The 16871-nt window shown below is 41.8% G+C and carries 14 protein-coding genes and 2 pseudogenes; 4 read left to right on the plus strand and 12 right to left on the minus strand.

Annotated elements, in window-relative coordinates; translation table 11 throughout:
* Positions 1 to 7: 7 nt before the first annotated feature.
* From MP3633_RS15560 to MP3633_RS15570, 3 genes and pseudogenes are all read right to left on the minus strand, one after another.
* Positions 8 to 1525, minus strand: coding sequence for a pyruvate carboxylase subunit B (locus MP3633_RS15560; protein ID WP_176336207.1), 1518 nt, complete (start codon positions 1523 to 1525; stop codon positions 8 to 10).
* Positions 1526 to 1835: 310 nt separating this feature from the next.
* Positions 1836 to 2177: pseudogene (locus tag MP3633_RS15565) on the minus strand (transposase); the annotation flags it as partial.
* Positions 2178 to 2306: 129 nt separating this feature from the next.
* The gene (locus MP3633_RS15570; RefSeq protein ID WP_176336208.1) at positions 2307 to 3086 is read right to left on the minus strand and encodes an IclR family transcriptional regulator domain-containing protein; all 780 of its coding nucleotides are present in this window, start codon (positions 3084 to 3086) and stop codon (positions 2307 to 2309) included.
* 167 nt (positions 3087 to 3253) lie between these two features.
* Here MP3633_RS15570 and MP3633_RS15575 point away from each other — a divergent pair, with 167 nt between their 5' ends.
* Genes MP3633_RS15575 through pcaF form a run of 3 tightly spaced genes read left to right on the plus strand, consistent with a single transcriptional unit; the run spans position 3254 to position 6115 of the window.
* The gene (locus MP3633_RS15575; RefSeq protein ID WP_176336209.1) at positions 3254 to 4069 is read left to right on the plus strand and encodes a CoA transferase subunit A; all 816 of its coding nucleotides are present in this window, start codon (positions 3254 to 3256) and stop codon (positions 4067 to 4069) included.
* 1 nt (position 4070) lies between these two features.
* Positions 4071 to 4904, plus strand: a complete 834-nt coding sequence (locus MP3633_RS15580; protein ID WP_176336210.1) for a CoA-transferase subunit beta — start codon at positions 4071 to 4073, stop codon at positions 4902 to 4904.
* Complete coding sequence (gene pcaF / locus MP3633_RS15585; protein ID WP_176336211.1) at positions 4901 to 6115, plus strand: 3-oxoadipyl-CoA thiolase; 1215 nt, start codon at positions 4901 to 4903, stop codon at positions 6113 to 6115. The genes MP3633_RS15580 and pcaF overlap by 4 nt, the downstream gene beginning before the upstream one ends.
* Before the next feature lie 168 nt (positions 6116 to 6283).
* On the opposite strand, the pseudogene MP3633_RS15590 reads toward pcaF, so the two are convergent.
* Positions 6284 to 7274, minus strand: a pseudogene (locus MP3633_RS15590) (IS5 family transposase).
* A gap of 205 nt (positions 7275 to 7479) precedes the next feature.
* On the opposite strand from MP3633_RS15590, the gene MP3633_RS15595 reads away from it, so the two are divergent.
* Positions 7480 to 8073 carry a TetR/AcrR family transcriptional regulator gene (locus MP3633_RS15595; protein WP_176336212.1) on the plus strand — a complete coding sequence of 198 codons (594 nt, stop codon included), beginning with the start codon at positions 7480 to 7482 and terminating at the stop codon, positions 8071 to 8073.
* 40 nt (positions 8074 to 8113) lie between these two features.
* Here MP3633_RS15595 and MP3633_RS15600 read toward each other — a convergent pair whose 3' ends face one another.
* The 8 genes from MP3633_RS15600 to MP3633_RS15635 all read right to left on the minus strand — a co-directional run bounded on the left by MP3633_RS15600 (position 8114) and on the right by MP3633_RS15635 (position 16862).
* On the minus strand, positions 8114 to 9400 hold the full coding sequence (locus MP3633_RS15600) for a TRAP transporter large permease (protein ID WP_244959690.1): 1287 nt from the start codon (positions 9398 to 9400) through the stop codon (positions 8114 to 8116).
* Positions 9401 to 9404: 4 nt separating this feature from the next.
* Positions 9405 to 9881, minus strand: a complete 477-nt coding sequence (locus tag MP3633_RS15605; RefSeq protein ID WP_176336213.1) for a TRAP transporter small permease — start codon at positions 9879 to 9881, stop codon at positions 9405 to 9407.
* 69 nt (positions 9882 to 9950) lie between these two features.
* Entirely contained in the window at positions 9951 to 10988 is a 1038-nt protein-coding gene (locus MP3633_RS15610; RefSeq protein ID WP_176336214.1) for a TRAP transporter substrate-binding protein, read from the minus strand.
* 93 nt (positions 10989 to 11081) lie between these two features.
* Positions 11082 to 12095 (minus strand): FAD-binding oxidoreductase, encoded by a 1014-nt coding sequence (locus MP3633_RS15615; protein WP_176336215.1) that lies wholly within the window; start codon positions 12093 to 12095, stop codon positions 11082 to 11084.
* Positions 12096 to 12158: 63 nt separating this feature from the next.
* Positions 12159 to 13181, minus strand: coding sequence for a 4-hydroxy-2-oxovalerate aldolase (gene dmpG / locus MP3633_RS15620; protein ID WP_176336216.1), 1023 nt, complete (start codon positions 13179 to 13181; stop codon positions 12159 to 12161).
* Positions 13182 to 13196: 15 nt separating this feature from the next.
* A complete protein-coding gene (locus MP3633_RS15625) occupies positions 13197 to 14123 on the minus strand; it encodes an acetaldehyde dehydrogenase (acetylating) (protein ID WP_176336217.1) in 927 nt (308 codons plus the stop codon).
* Positions 14124 to 14144: 21 nt separating this feature from the next.
* A complete protein-coding gene (locus MP3633_RS15630) occupies positions 14145 to 15989 on the minus strand; it encodes an AMP-binding protein (protein WP_176336218.1) in 1845 nt (614 codons plus the stop codon).
* A gap of 96 nt (positions 15990 to 16085) precedes the next feature.
* Complete coding sequence (locus MP3633_RS15635) at positions 16086 to 16862, minus strand: 2-keto-4-pentenoate hydratase (protein ID WP_176336219.1); 777 nt, start codon at positions 16860 to 16862, stop codon at positions 16086 to 16088.
* Between the last annotated feature and the right edge of the window lie 9 nt (positions 16863 to 16871).

Raw genomic sequence — 16871 nt, forward strand, 5'->3', positions numbered from 1 at the left:
TTATATTTTATCTTAAAATTGTAATATTCAAGCCAGAATATGAAACACTGATTTTTTTCCCATCACCTTTAGCTATATTTTTTATTAGGCTGACGATCTGACCTTCATAATAGTCACCACTTTGTCCGCTTTCTATGGATTTTTTCATTTCAGTAACCTGATTACCCGCAAACATCGCTCTTAAAAGTAGCTCGTCCATATTCGCTAATGGGTATTGCTTTTTAAGTCCTACCAACATTGGCTTCGGTTCAGATGGTTTTAAAGCAATATCAGAAGCTCCATTTTTAATGATTTTTTCATATGCAGAATCATCAACAGGACCAAGTAACCGACCGTAATACCCCAGCACATATTTTTTTATCTCGTTAGGAACAACGCTATATCTATCCCCCGAAATGACATTCATAACTGCCTGAGTACCGACAAACTGTGCAAATGGAGTAATCATATTTGGCCATGCTAATTCAGCTCTAACACGAGCAACTTCATCAAGAAGCTCATCGTATCGATGGCCAAGTCCCGCCGTTTCTAATTGGGACTGAAAATTAGAAAGCATTCCGCCCGGTAACTGATGTTTATAATGTAGCGCGTTGTATTCGACTGGTATGCCAACAGGCTTATTTTCTAACTTAGCTATGTTAGCTAGGTGTTCACTTATTTTGTCAATTTCGTCATCATCTACATTAACCTTATAACCAAGCCCTTTTAGAGACTTAACAATATTTTGAGTAGATGGCTGTCCTGCTCCATTTGCTAACGGGGCAATCGATGTATGTAAAACGTCAACACCAAGTTCTACCGCCTCAAGGTAAACGAGTGGAGCTAGTCCAGTTAAACAATGGCTGTGAAGCTCCAATGGTCTATCACCAATAACCTCTTTTATAGCCGGTACAAGGGTTCGAATTCTTTCCGGTGTAAGTAGGCCTGCCGCATCCTTCAGCATGATCGAATCGACATCGGCTTTTTTAATTAATTCAACAGCTGTTTTAACAAACAATTCATCTGTATGAACAGGGCTTTGACAAAATGATAAAGCGCCAAATGTATGAGCTCCTAATTTTTTGGCTCTTTTTAATGAACGAACAATATTTGAGACATCATTAAGCCCATCAAATGCACCTATCACTCTAAATCCATTTTCGTACAGTCGGTCAACCCATCCGTCAATAACATCATCGGGGAGAAAGTCGAATGAGGCTATATTCCTTGAACGAATCAAAGCTCGAAATTTAGTATCGGGAGCCGCTTCATGCATTTTTCTAACTCTTTCCCAGGGGTCCTCTTTGAGATAACGCACTGAAACATCAAATTGAATCGGGGCCATTAAATCAACTTGCTCAAATCCAGCCTTATTTACAACTTCTGCGATGCCCAACATATGCTCTGTTCGCATTCGAGTAGCCCAAAGGCTTTGATGTGCATCACGAAACGTAGTGTCCACAATTTTAATTTCTCGAAGGCTATTAGCAGGACGGCCACCTTCACCAAATATTGCAGCAACACCTTTATGATTTTCAGGTATCATCAAATTCTCCTTTTTATATTTATATCGAAACTACTGTCTACTTAGTGAAACAATCTTATTACTTTCTCAAATAAAGCCTTAAAGCAAAAAAAAACACTTTATTCATAATGCATAAGAAAAAGTAGTTCGTCAAGCGATCATAAGTTCGTCATGCGAACTTACAGCTTTGATCTAATTGAAATTGCAACCAATGCATTTATGTAGCTTGGTTTTAAAAGTAGCTTTTTTATCGGTTTTGATTCAGTAGAGAAGTGCTTTTCTGATGACTTGATTGTCTTAATAGATGTCTAGTAAAGTCTGGGAAGTCCAGTTTTTCTAATAGGTGCGTGAAATTCATGATGGTAGTGTGATCGGGAATAGGTTTATCTAACGACAAGTCAGCAAATAAGCGCATAGAAGTAATCTCATACAAGGCATCTTCCATCGCTGGATCACTCATGTTGTACCAATGTTGCATGCAGTGAATGCGGAACATTGTTGATAGCTGATAAAGTCTTCTGCCATTCCCTGGTTTAGGATAAAACGGCTCAATAATCGCTTCTAGTTGATCCCAAGGCATCAACTCATTCATGCGAGAAAGGAAAATTTCCTTCCGTGTTTTACGGCGTTTGTTGTTGAACTCGCTGTCGGCAAAGGTGAGTTGGAGTGACATGGTTGAGACTCGAAGACTTAAAACGCGATTGTCTCATGGCAGGGACTTATTCGCATGCTCCCTAATGTAGGTAACACATTTTTCAAATGTGTATCATTCAAAAGCTGAAATGAACATCTATTTATCTTCTTACTGTGTATGTAACCGTATTTGTTCCGCAGCGTCTTGCAACACAGGAAGATATTCTTTTAGCAAGGTTTGATGGCTCACTCTCGATGCATTAGTACTAAGATTAATCGCGCCAAGTAAAGTTCCATCAAAAGTGAACGCAGGCACCGCTAACGAACGTAGACCAAGATCCAGTTCCTGATCCACTACACAGAAATTCTGTTCGGCAACTTGTAAAAGCATCTGCTCAAAAGCAGACTTATCGACAATACTATGCTCAGTAAAAGCTTCCAGTGAGAGATTTCTGAGCCAGTCTTTTTGCTCTTCTGGAGGTAACTTAGCAACCAGTACTCGCCCCATAGAAGTATAAGCAGCAGGCAACCGTGTTCCTGCACTTAAGGTTATCGACATCAAACGATGAGCTGCAGGAGAGCGTACTACATACATGATTTCTTGCTGATCCAATACAGCTAAGGAAGAAGACTCACCCAACCGAGCAGTAATATCATGTAAGTAATGTTCAACCACACTAATGTGATCATTACTCATATTATAGGCGTAACCAAGCCCCAACACCTGTGGTGTTAGGCTAAACAGCCGCTCTTCACGCTTGATGTAACCTAACGCATGCAAGGTCAGTAAAAAACGTCGGGCTTTAGCTCTATCCATACCTGTTCTATCAGCCACCTCAGACAATGTCATTTTTTTATGTTGGGGGTCAAAGGCCACAATAATCTCTAATCCAGATGCCAGTGCCCCCACATAGTCACGATGATCCGGTGACAGTTTCTCTTCATTCATACCAAATGTCTCATTTAGGTCATTAACATTGCTATTATTTCTGATTCACCACTTACTCGCCAGAGAAAAATAGAATAAATATTCATTTTGAGCTTGACCATTAATCCTAAATTAAACTATCTTGTTCGTATTGCAAACTTAAATTCGTATAACGAACAGGATGTATTATGACGACGTTTATGACACTGAAAGAGGCCATCGCCACCTATGTAAAAGATGGCGATACAATTGCGCTTGAAGGTTTTACACACCTAATTCCCTTCGCAGCCGGACATGAAATCATCCGTCAGAAGCGACGAAATCTCTCCCTAATTCGCATGACGCCAGATCTTATCTATGATCAATTAGTGGGAGCAGGTTGCGTTCGAAAATTGACTTTCTCTTGGGGCGGAAACCCTGGTGTTGGCTCGCTTCATCGTGTTCGTGATGCCATAGAAAATGACTACCCTTGCGCACTAGAAACGGTTGAACATAGCCATGCGGCGATGGCGAATGCTTATGAAGCTGGCGCTGCGGGTCTACCATTAGCGGTTTTTCGCGGTTACGTGGGCAGTGAATTACCACTCGTCAATACAGAAATTTCTTCCATAATTTGCCCTTTTACTGGCGAGCAGTTAGCGGCCATTCCAGCCATTAAACCTGATGTCGGTATTATTCACGCTCAAAAAGCAGATCGCGCTGGCAATGTGCTTATCGAAGGGATTATTGGTGTTCAAAAAGAAGTCGTACTGTCAGCCAAACGCAGTATTGTCACGGTAGAAGAAATTGTCGATAACTTGGACGTCACGTCAAACGCTTGCGTCTTACCGGCATGGACAATTGACGCTATTGCGGTCGCACCGGAAGGCGCGAAACCATCTTATACGCTTGGTTATTACGACAGAGACAACAACTATTACAAACAATGGGACAACATCAGTCGAGATAGAGACAGCTTCAACCAATGGTTGGAATCCCATGTGTTTGCCCAAGGAGATGTTTAATATGACAACACCTAACAATTCAACGCAATATACCTCTGCTGAAATGATGACAATCACAGCAGCACGCGCCTTAACCAATAACATGACCTGCTTTGTTGGCATTGGCTTACCCAGCGAAGCCGCTAACGTTGCACGTTTGACTCACGCTCCTGATGTCACATTGATCTACGAATCAGGCACCTTGCAAACAAAACCAGATGTATTGCCTTTATCTATTGGCGACGGTGAACTATGTGAGTCAGCTCTAACAACCGTATCTGTACCAGAAATGTTCCGTTATTGGCTACAAGGTGGCCACATTGATGCAGGTTTTTTAGGAACAGCGCAAATCGACCGCTTTGCTAATTTAAATACTACGGTTATTGCTGCCAATCATCCTGAAGGTGGCAAAAATGGCGCTCACAGCTATGCAAATCCAAGGGTGCGTCTACCTGGCGGCGGTGGTGCCCCTGAAATTTCTACCAACGCCAAAGAAGTGTTTATTACGGTTAAACACTCAAAGCGCACTTTTGTAAAAGACGTGGATTTTATCACCACCATTGGCTTTGGTCGTGATGGCAAAGGCAGAGATAATTTACCAAATATCGGTCGTGGTCCGAGCATCGTTATTACGGATCTGTGTATTTTAAAACCAGACCCTCAGACCAAAGAACTGATTGTCACTAGCTTACACCCAGGCACAACAAGAGAAGAAGTGATTGAAGCAACAGGCTGGGAAGTGAAATTCGCCAACACTCTTGAGGCCACTCCCATGCCGAACGAAAAAGAATTGTCTGTGTTACGCGAATTAAAAGCACGAACTGAAAAAGCACACAGTGCGCAGGAGGCAATATGAGCTCTGTTTACATCTGTCACCCTAAACGCTCAGCCGTTGGCCGTTACGCCGGGGCCCTTGCAGGAGTTCGCCCCGATGACCTGTTAGCTCAAGTCATTAAAGCGGTACTAAGTGCAGCCCCAGACCTTGATCCAGCAGCCATTGACGATGCTATTTTTGGCTGTGCAAATCAGGCGGGCGAAGACAACCGAAATGTGGCCCGTATGGCAACGTTATTGTCTGGTATGCCTTATAGTGTGTCTGCTACAACAATGAACCGTTTGTGCGGATCGGGTATGGATGCGGTCGGTACGGCATTTCGGGCCATTCAAGCTGGTGAAGCCGAATTAATATTGGCCGGTGGTGTAGAGTCCATGTCTCGAGCGCCATTTGTTATCGGTAAACCAAGTTCCGCATTCGATAGACAACAAACATTAGAAGACACCACCATGGGCTGGCGTTTTATCAATCCAGTCTTGAAATCCTTGTATGGCACTGAGTCCATGCCAGAAACGGCAGAAAATATTGCTGAGCGCTACAAAATAACGCGCCAACAACAAGATTTATTCGCTTGGCACTCTCAACAAAAAGCCAAAGCGGCACAAAATAAAGGTCGCTTTGCCGAAGAAATAACCCCTATTACTATTAAGCCAAAACGTGGCAATCCAATTATCGTCGATCAAGATGAACATTTACGTCCTGACACAACACTAGAAGATTTAGCAAAACTAAGAGCACCGTTCCGAGACAACGGTTCAGTGACGGCAGGCAATGCATCCGGTATAAACGACGGTGCAGCAGCTATGTTGATTGCCAGTAAAGCAGCGGTCGAGAGCCACAAATTAGAACCTTTAGCAAAAATCATAGGTATGGCAACCGCAGGCGTTGAACCTACAGTGATGGGCATGGGACCTGTTCCCGCGGTGCAAAAATTGCTAAAGCGCACAGGCCTTACTCTCGCAGACATGGATGTGATCGAATTAAATGAAGCCTTTGCGGTACAAGGCTTGGCTTGTATGCAAGAACTGGGGCTTTCACCAGAAGATGAACGCATTAATCCAAATGGCGGCGCGATTGCCCTAGGACATCCATTAGGAATGTCTGGCGCTCGTCTATTACAATCTGCCGCCATGCAGTTAAAACGCACAGGTGGACGTTATGCACTTTGCACCATGTGCATTGGCGTCGGACAAGGCGTAGCCATGTTGATTGAAAGAAGTGACATCAAATAAAAATGTAGAGGGTGACAATAAAAAGTCTGCGATAGTCTTCTCTCATCCTCTAGGGAATATGCGATCAAGTCGAGTTGCGCGCCTTAATATTCTGAAAAGCCCAATGGCAGTCAGTAATGTGGCTGGTTTATCACTTTTCTACCACTAAACAAGATAATTGAACCTTGTTTAGTGGTTTTTAAACGGATTAACCCCTTGCTGGTCAACTCGAAACACGTTTGCAAGAGCAAACAGCATTGCGAGCTTACTGTCATTTTTATCCAACCCACGATAAATAGCGTTTCTAAAACCAAACTGACACTTGATGATTCTAAAGGGATGTTCGACTTTTGCTCGAATACTGGCTTTGATATATTCCGTTTGGATCGGTTGTTTATTTTTTATAGGGTGCTTTTATAAGATTCTTATTTTGCTTGCCCTTCTTTTCGAAAAATAGCTGCAATCAACCAGTCTGCTTTGACACCTTTTAACTCTTCTCTCTTTTGAGCGCCACGATAGCCAGAATCCGCCGAGACAAAACACTCCTCTCCATGAAGAAGGTTCGCTGTTTCCGTGATGTCGTGCACGTTTGCTGCAGTCGTACTTAGACTATGTGTCAGCCCCGTTCTTGCATCCACACCAATGTGCGCTTTTAGACCGAAGAACCACTGCTTTCCTTTCTGAGTTTGATGCATCTCAGGGTCTCTTTCTTTGGCTTAATTCTTCGTTGATCTGGCCGCTTCAATAATAGTCGCGTCCACAATCGTACCTTCTTTGAGGTAAATACCAGCATCAGACAACCACCTATTCACTTCTTTAAAAAGCGGGCGCGAGAGTTTGTGCTTTTCTAATAAGTGCCTAAAGTTCATGATAGTTGTGTGGTCAGGAATCGGACTATCTAACGACAACCCAGCAAACAAGCGCATTGACGTAATTTCATACAGAGCGTCATGGCAGGATCACTCATGTTGTACCAATGTTGCATGCAATGAATACGGAACATGGTTGAGAGTGGATAAGGTCTTCTGCCATTGCCTGCTTTGGGATGAAACGGCTCAACAACCGCTTCAAGTTGATCCCAAGGCATCAACTCATTCATGCGAGTGAGAAACAGTTCTTTACGGGTTTTACGGCGCTTGTTGTTGAATTCGCTGTCGGCAAAGGTGAGTTGATGTGACATGGTTGAGGCTCGAAGACTTAAAACGCGATTATCTCATGGTAGGGACTTATTCGCATGTTCCCTAGATTTTAACGTTAATGGGTGTCTAGTAAAGTCTGGGAAGTCCACTTTAATATTTGGCATTACACTAAGTAATTTTTTTCCAATTTTTTAGTGTTATAATCTTGGCTTTACTATGATCTAAATGAGTTTTAGAAGATCCTTTATGAATAATACAAAATTAACCCGCGATGACTGGATAAGCGCCGCAACAAGACAACTTGCAAAAGGAAGTATTGATTCAGTAAGAGTAGACACTCTTTCAAAACTGTTAGGTATTACACGTGGTAGCTTCTACCACCACTTCAAAGATAGACAAGAATTGTTAAAAGCAATATTAGATAAATGGCGGCTAAGTGCCACAGAAGCAGTAATTGAAGGACTTAATCGAAAAGATTTTTCTGCAGATAAGAAATTACTTGAGCTTATGATGCTTCCGCTAAGAGGTAACAAATCTTTTGATGCAGCATCGGTAGAATTGTCATTACGAGCTTGGGCGCGAAGAGATGATATGGCACGCTTAGCAATCGAAGAAGTTGACTCTTACCGAATAAAATATCTAGAAGGCGTGTTCTTAGATATGAATCATTCTATTGGCCAGTCAAGTGATCTAGCATATCTTGTATATTCTTACATGATGGCAACTTCTATCCTAACAACAGGAAATACCTTAACAGATCAATCAGACAGAGCAAAACGATTAACTCACTTCTTATCAGACGTTTGCCCTATTTCTGAGTGCATGCATAACGTATCTTAGGATAATAAAGCGCCCTCCTATTCGAAGAAGGGCGTGACAGTTACATATACTCGACTAAAGCTAATGAAATCATTGGAAATAGCACAATTAAAGCTAATCGTAACAAGTCTGCCATTAAAAATGGCATTACTCCTCGAAATATTGTGCGTATGTCAACACTAGGTAAAACAGATTTTAACACGAACACATTTAGCCCAACAGGCGGTGTAATTAAGCTAATCTCAGTTGCTACTACAACGATAATGCCGAACCACACAAGATCCATCCCCATTTCAGCAACAATTGGGTAAAATACAGGTACAGTTAGTAACATCATAGACATAGATTCTAAAACCGCACCAAGTAAAAAGTAGATCAACAAAATAACTAAAATTACTCCAAGAAGCGATAAATCCATTGAATTTATCCAATTTACTATGTGGTACGGTAGGTTAGAAATATTCACTAAGTTTGCAAAAACTAGCGAACCAATCAAAATAGCTACTAAAGATACCGTTGTTGACGCTGTCTCTTCTAATGCTCCAATAAAAGACGACCATTTGAATTTGCCACGGATTAGGGTAACTAAAATAGCTCCAACTGCTCCAACACCTGCTGATTCAGTTGGAGTAAAAAAGCCCATATAAATCCCACCCAAAACCAAAAGCACTAATAGAGAAAATGCCCATAATTGACTGATTGCAGCAAACCGCTCTTTAACAGAAGCTTTGTTACCTAACCCAGCTTTTTCACCTCGAATATGCACTACATATAGCACCGCTGCGATGTAAAGGCATACTCCTAAAATTCCTGGTATAACTCCTGCTACGAACAGTTGGCCAATATCTGTTTCAGTCATAATGCCATAAAAAACTAAAGCAATAGATGGCGGTATTAAGATACCTAAAGTACCACCAGCAGCAATAGAGCCAGTTGCAAGCCCTTCACTATACCCAAACTGTTTCATAGAAGGGTATGCAATACGAGCCATAGTAGCCGCTGTAGCGAAACTAGAACCACAAAAAGTACTAAACCCTCCAGACGCTGCTATAGTTGTAATAGCTAAACCTCCACGATAGTGTCCAATAAGAGCATTGGTTGCCACATATAACTCTTCCGCAAGGCCTGAACGACTTATGATGTTACCCATCAATATAAATAAGGGAATCACAGCAAACTCGTAAGATAAAACTGTTTCGCTAGCAATAATACCGAGCTGTCCAAGTGCTGGGGACCAACCTTGGAACCAAGCTAATCCAGCTAACCCAACAACGCCTGTAGCTACAGCAATCGGGACTCGTAAGAACAACAGTGCAAGCAATGCAACAAACGCAATCACCATTTCCATAGCTTTACTCCTTTCCTATTTCAGCTCGAGGAGGCGTACAAATAAGCCCAATCAAAGCAATCGAGGCTAACCCACCCATAACAAGCAATATGTACCATTTAGAAAAACCCAAGAACATAAAGCGTTCTTGAAAAATACGCGTTTCTTCCATTTGCTGAAACAACATATAAACAACAGCACTAAAAAATAAGACCTCCAATATATAGCCAAACCAAGAAACGATTGACCCGATACTCCCTTTGAACAGGCTATCTAGTAAATCAATACGAATTTGTTTATTTTGCCTATGCACATTAAATAGTCCCGCATAAAACACTACAGCTAAAAAGATACCTATTAATTCATACGTGAAGCCTAATGAGGTTTCGAAAAACACACGCCCACATACATCAATGAATGTTATTAGTGCCATCAATGCTAAAACTAGCATAGTGAGTTTTGAACAAAAAAAAGATAAAAGTGAGAGTAAAGAATACTTCACTGAGCTCTCCTTAATAACTACAAGTTGGAAAGCAAAATTAGGTAAGCAAACTTACCTATTTTTGTTAATTTATTGTGCCTGCATTAGTAAATTTGTTTGCTCTTCGTAATAAACATTAGCCGATGTAATATCTACTCCCATAGCTTCAGCTTTTTCTAACCAATCTAAGCGCCCTTTGAAGAACGCACTCTCCAACCCCGTAATCAGAGACTCGTCAGCAACCTTATAATTCTCACCTAGCTTATCTTGTAATAACTTTCGCGCTATAAGATCATTTTTATGCCATAGACTTCCCATTCTATAAGCCAATTTCTCTCCGGAAATTTTCATAATGGCTTCTTGATCTGTCGGACTAATTTGATTCCATTTTTTTTTGTTTAGCACAACAAAAGCACTATTTGAGTATAAGCCTCCAGGAATTTGTGTAACATAATTAATGTAGCTGTCTACCTTGAAGCCGGTTAATAATTCATCAGATAAGCTCGTACCATCCACAATACCTCGAGATAGAAATTCTCTAAGTTCATTAAGTGAACCGCTAATTGGAATAGCACCTATACTTTTAATAGCTTCAGATACAACAGATGTTTGCACTCGAATCTTTGCATTTTGAAAGTCTTCTATTTTACGAATAGGTTTATTTTTCATATGCAAATTTCCACCTGAAGTCACATGTACTGCTAAAGTAACAACATCGTCATGCATACCTTTAGGTTTGAAAAATTTATCAAAGGTTCTCTGATAAGCAACCGAACTCGCTCCAGCATCATGTACGCTAAAGGGGAATTCAACCATCTCACTCAAGGGGAAAGCACCAGGCGTATAGCCATGAGGCCCCCAAGCGAGATCCACTATACCATTAGCAACAGCTTGGTAATTTTTAGTTGGTGGAACTATAGGTTTTGCAGAAGGCTGAACCCTTACACGACCTTCAGTTACAGTTTCAATTTCATCAAAATATTTATGCAAACCATCTTTTTGAGACCAATGTTGAGATGGAAACCATTGGTTATAGCGCAGCACCAATGTATCTGCAGAAGCGCTTACAGCAAAACTCAATGTTAAAATTGAGATAAGGCCAATTAGTATTATTTTTTTCATGTCCATTTTTTTCTCCGTTATTATTGTTATCAGCATATGAAACATACACGCGTGAATGTTATATTAACAAGTATTTTATATTCTTTTATTTATTTGGATTTATAAAAAAGTATCTGAATAGAAGCTATCTAAAAGTAATTGACGCTCTTTCACTAAGTCATGACGAGCAGACTCGATAACAATTGGCGCTCCACATGCATAAACTTCATACAGTGATAAATCAGCGAAGTCTTCCATAATGACATGATGTACAAAACCGGTTCTGCCAGGCCAATTTTCAGTTTTTTCAGAAACAACAGGAACATAATCAAACCAAGAAAGGTCATTACTCCATTGCTCACATAATGTAGACATATAAAGATCTTCTGCAGAACGACCACCCCAATATAAACGGACAGGACGAGTAGTCGAATTAACGATCTTTTGCTCTTCGATAAGTTGCTCAATAATAGCTTTTATTGGTGCAAACCCAGTTCCACTAGCTAATAAAATAATAGAAGCTTGCGTTTTACGTAGATAAAAGCTGCCATATGGTCCTTCAATGGTCACCATTTTGCGTTGTGCTAATTCATTGAAAATATAAGGTGTACCGACTCCGTCAGGCTTCAATCTGATGTGCAATTCAATTGCATTATCTTCGACATGTCGAGTTGCCATTGAGTAACTTCGAGTTACACTATTTGGTAGAGTGATATCGACATATTGACCAGCTCTGTAAGGAAATTCACTTCCTGGGGCTAACATGAGTTTTAGTAAAACGACGTCAGATGAGACGAGATATTTATTGAGCACCCGAGAAACTAATTTTTGAATCGAAATACCATCTAGCTCTGTCACTTCCGGAGCGGTTAAGACAAGATCTTGGTTTGTTTGAGCTTGGCAGCATAATATTGTTTCACCGGCGAGATCCGATGCTTGTAACTGTAATCCAGTAGGGTAAGAAATAGCAGTAGGGGAAATGGGTGTTTCTAACGAAGTGCGGCAATCTCCACAACGACCGTCGCGGCATCCATGCTTTAACATGATGCCAGATCGCAATGCCGCGTCGAGAATACTCTCACCTGCAATACTTTCAAAAAACTTACCGCTTGGGTTAACTGTAATCATACTCATAGTAGACCTCTAAGTGATTAGCTGGCCACTTCAAAAGAGGCCAGCACAGTAAGACTTGATGGGTTAAGAACGAGCTTTTGCCATTGTTAATGCAAGATCTTCGATCATGTCTTCTTGTCCGCCGACTGTTCCTCGTCGTCCTAGCTCTACTAAAATGTCGCGTGCTTGAATGCCATACTTTGCTTCTGCACGTTTTGCGAATAATAGAAAAGAACTATATACACCGGCATAACCTAAGGTAAGCGAATCACGATCAACGCGAATAGGCTGATCCATCATTGGGGTGATTAAGTCTTCAGCGACATCCATGATTTTGTAGAGATCAATACCCGATTCACAGCCCATTCGATTGAGCACAGCGACCAAGACTTCTAATGGCGTATTTCCTGCTCCTGCACCTAATCCGGCGACAGAGCCATCTATGCGAGAACAGCCAGCTTCAATAGCGGCAAGGGAATTCGCCACACCCATTGCCATATTATGATGGCCATGGAATCCCAGCTCTATGTCGCTACCTAGTTCAGCCTTAAGCAAGCTGATTTTTTCTGTTACTTCATCTGGCAGCATGTAACCTGCGGAGTCAGTACAATAGATACAATTAGCACCATAACTCACCATTAACTTGGCCTGTTCTAGGATTTTTTCTGCCGAAACCATGTGGGCCATCATTAAAAAACCGACAGTATCCATGTTCATTTTTCGAGCCATGGTGATGTGCTGTTGCGATACATCTGCTTCAGTACAGTGGGTCGCCACGCGGATAGTGGACACACCACAGTCTTTTGCCATTTTCAGGTGATCCACAGTGCCTATACCTGGTAATAACAAAGCAGAGACCTTGGCTTGTTTCATTTTAGGCACAACAGCCTTGAGGTATTCTTCATCACTGTGGGCCGGAAATCCGTAGTTGACAGAAGCGCCACCTAGACCATCACCGTGGGTGACTTCAATCATAGGCATACCAGCAAGATCCATTGCACTGGCGATGTTAACCATTTCATCTACTGAAATCTGGTGTCGCTTTGCATGCATGCCATCACGTAAGCTCATGTCATGTAGAGTGACTTTTTTGCCGTTTAAGTTCATTGTGTCACTCCTTAATTAGTGTTGAGCCGCTTGGCTGCGAGAAGGTAAATTAATGCTGCCGTTCGCTGCTTTTTCTGCGAACATTTCTGCCGTGCGTAAACCCGCAGCGGTCATGATGTCTAAATTGCCTGCGTATTTTGGTAGAAAGTCTCCAAGTCCTTCCACTTCCATAAACATAGAAACACGATGGCCATCGAATACTGGTCCATTTACTAAGCGGTAACCTGGGACATATTTTTGGACTTCAGCCACCATCTTATGGACGGATTCTGTAATCGCAGCTTGATCTGGTTCACTTTCTGTTAAGCAGTGAACGGTATCACGCATGATTAATGGTGGTTCAGCCGGATTGATAACAATAATGGCTTTACCGTGTTTTGCACCGCCTATCTTTTCAACAGCTCCAGCGGTTGTACGAGTAAACTCATCAATATTTTGACGTGTACCCGGCCCAACAGATTTAGACGATACTGTGGCAATAATTTCACCATAATCAACAGGCTGAACTTGAGACACTGCAGCTACCATAGGGATAGTAGCTTGGCCACCACAGGTCACCATATTGACATTCATTTCTAGATTGCTTGCGTGATCGTTTAGATTAACGGGCGGTACGCAATACGGACCAATTGCTGCCGGAGTGAGATCTATCATAATGACACCAAGCTCATTTAATTTGCGGGAATTTTCTGCATGCACATATGCAGACGTTGCGTCAAAGGCGATACGAATATCATCCTTTATTATGTGCTCTAAGATCCCGTCAACGCCCTCTGAGCAAGTTTTAATACCCATTTCTGCGGCACGTTGTAGCCCGGCAGATTCAGGGTCAATACCTACCATCCAAACTGGTTCGACCCACTCAGATCGCTGCATTTTCATCAATAAATCTGTACCAATGTTGCCAGGTCCAATAATGACCGCTTTTAATTTTTTACTCATGGGATTGCCTCTAAATTAACTTTAACCACAGACTACGGTTTGACCTTCACAGCTATAAATTTCGGCTATAAATTCTTGTCGCGTCGTTAATAATTTCCGCTGATTGAAATTGCCCTTGTCTGTCACTTCTCCTAATTCAATAGAAGGAGGAGTTTGTGCTAACACAATTTTCTTAATTTTTTGCGAAGAGCCTCTTGCTTGAGCATTTATTTCGTCAAGGGCTTCTTTGAAGATTCCGTTAAGCAAAGCACTTTCAAGAAGCTGGGTGTGGTTTAGTTCACCACCCACTAACTTATAAATACTAGGCGTTGGGAACACGATTAAACTAAGGTGATTTTTGTCATGACCCGCTATGAGTACGTCGGTGACTAACCCTTTAAGTGCTTCAACACCGCGTTTTTTCATTGTGGCGACGCACACCCAAGTACCTGTCGACATTTTGAAGTCTTCAGAAACACGCCCATCAAACATAATTCCCGCAGATGGGTTTTCAGGATCAGCTAAATAGCCTGCATCACCGATTTTATAGAAGCCATCCAAGTCAAAACTTTCGTGTGTGTTTTTAGCGTCATTCAAGTAAGCTCGGAAGACATTCGGTCCCTTAATGCACATTTCCAGTTTATTGTCATTGGGTACCAGTTTTATTTGTACACCGGGCATGGGAATGCCGATGTTTCCAATTTTTTCTAATACCCAGTGAACACTGGTGTTAGCTGGCGCCGTTTCTGTTGATCCCCATTCGGTAGAAAATAGAGGGTTGCAATTGTGTTTAGCCGCCAGTGTTTTAAGCTCTCGCCACACTGGCTCTGATAAGGATGCAGCTGCGTAAAATACCATTTGTAAGTTTTCAAAAAAGGCAGTAGAGAGGGTCTTATCCTGCTTAAGTAATGGAAGGAGGGCCTCATAACCTTTAGGGACGTTGAAATAAAGCGTTGGCTTTACTTCAAGAATATTTGCAGCTGTTTTTTCAACCATACCCGGCAGGGGACGACCTTCATCCACATATAAACTACCACCATTTCTTAGCACCAAGTTGAAATTATGATTGGTGCCAAAAGTGTGACTCCAAGGCAGCCAGTCTAAAACAACCGGTGGCGTGGTTTCCAAAAATGGCAAACATTGGACAATCATTTGCTGGTTAGAACACATCATTCTATGTGTAACAACGACGACTTTGGCGTTCCCTGTTGAACCTGATGTCAGCATGTATTTAGCAGCTGTATCCGCATCAACTCTGTTATATAACTCGTCAATAATGGCAGTGACTTTAACATTTGATAAATCGTGCACAGTGGTTGTCGCTTGCTGTACCTTGTCTAAAGCGTCAAGACCTGACGAAACAAGAACTAGGTGATCTCCACTTAAAGAAGCTAAGGCTGAAGCAGAAGCTTGCCCATCTTCGGCATAAATGATGCTTGGGTTTAAATTTTCTACAGCAGCCGCTAAGCGATCATATTTACCTTCAAACATTGAGTACGCTACAGACAACGATGTGACAGGAATACCAATGTGCATCGCCGCCATTTTCACCAAAGCATGATCTATGGAGTTTGCCGAGATGATTAAAATAGGGCGATCAGGATTCACTCCTGAGGCATAAATACCTTGAGCAATTTTCTCTACTTTTTTAAGAAATTGGGCGTAGGTAAATTTACGCCAACCGTCTTGAGTCCGATGAATGTTTTTCCGCTCGGCAATAAAAACTGTATCAGGTTTTTCTTTCGCCCATTTCTTTAGCCAATCCCCTACTCTTTTATCATAAGGCAATAAAGCCATATTTGATTCAAGAACGATCTCACCCTTTTCATTACGCTCTGCATTCACAGAAGGTGTAGGCAACTGCTCAAACACCGATAGCATTTCCATAACAAACCTCTTTTTATTGTTATATTTGATGAGCACACCTCTTGTAGCGGTGTGTACCTGTCAAACTGATAGAACTGTTCTCAATTATTTTAAAAACTATTTAGTGATAACCTGTATGGTTTCTAACCCCTTGAAATGAAACTCTACGGTCTGCCCTGCATTGAGCGTTACCATAGGCGCGAGAGCTCCAGACAATACGACTTGGCCGCGTCGTATTGGACGTCCTAGCGACACCATCTTGCGGACTAGCCATAAAGTTGCATAAAGTGGGTTTCCCAAACAGGCTGCTCCTGTTCCAGAAAACGCTATGTTTTCTGCACTTACTTCTACTTCGAGTTGTGTGAAATCGATGCCATGTGGTGAATAGAAAGTGTCACCGGGTACATATAAAGCGGAAGAAGCATTGTCGGCTACAGTATCCACCAAGGTGATTTTCCAATCGGCTATAGCTGAATCGACAATCTCTACAACTGGGAAAAAGTAATCAATGGCCGACTTGAGTTCTGATAGTGTGATATCAGCTTCTTCAATGTCACGATTGAAAACAAAACCGATTTCACCTTCTGCTTTTGGCGCGATCATTGAGTGTCGATCTAGAGTTTGGTCTTTACGAATTTCCATATCGGAAAATAGTAAGCCAAAGTCTGGTTCATTGACGTTGAGTTGTTGTTGGACTGCTTCGGATGTCAGTCCTACTTTATAACCAATGATTCGCCCTCCATCCTCAACACGTTTATCACCAACGAGGGTTTGAATTGCATAAGCATCTTCCACCGTTAAACCTTCATATCGTTGACTGATCGGTGCAATAGGCTGACAAGTCCTGCGGGCTTGAATGAGTTCTTCTGCAATAGTACTTAGGTCATTAGACATAGCTTTTCT

Origin of the sequence: Marinomonas primoryensis, assembly GCF_013372285.1 — a bacterium.
Lineage (GTDB): Bacteria > Pseudomonadota > Gammaproteobacteria > Pseudomonadales > Marinomonadaceae > Marinomonas > Marinomonas primoryensis.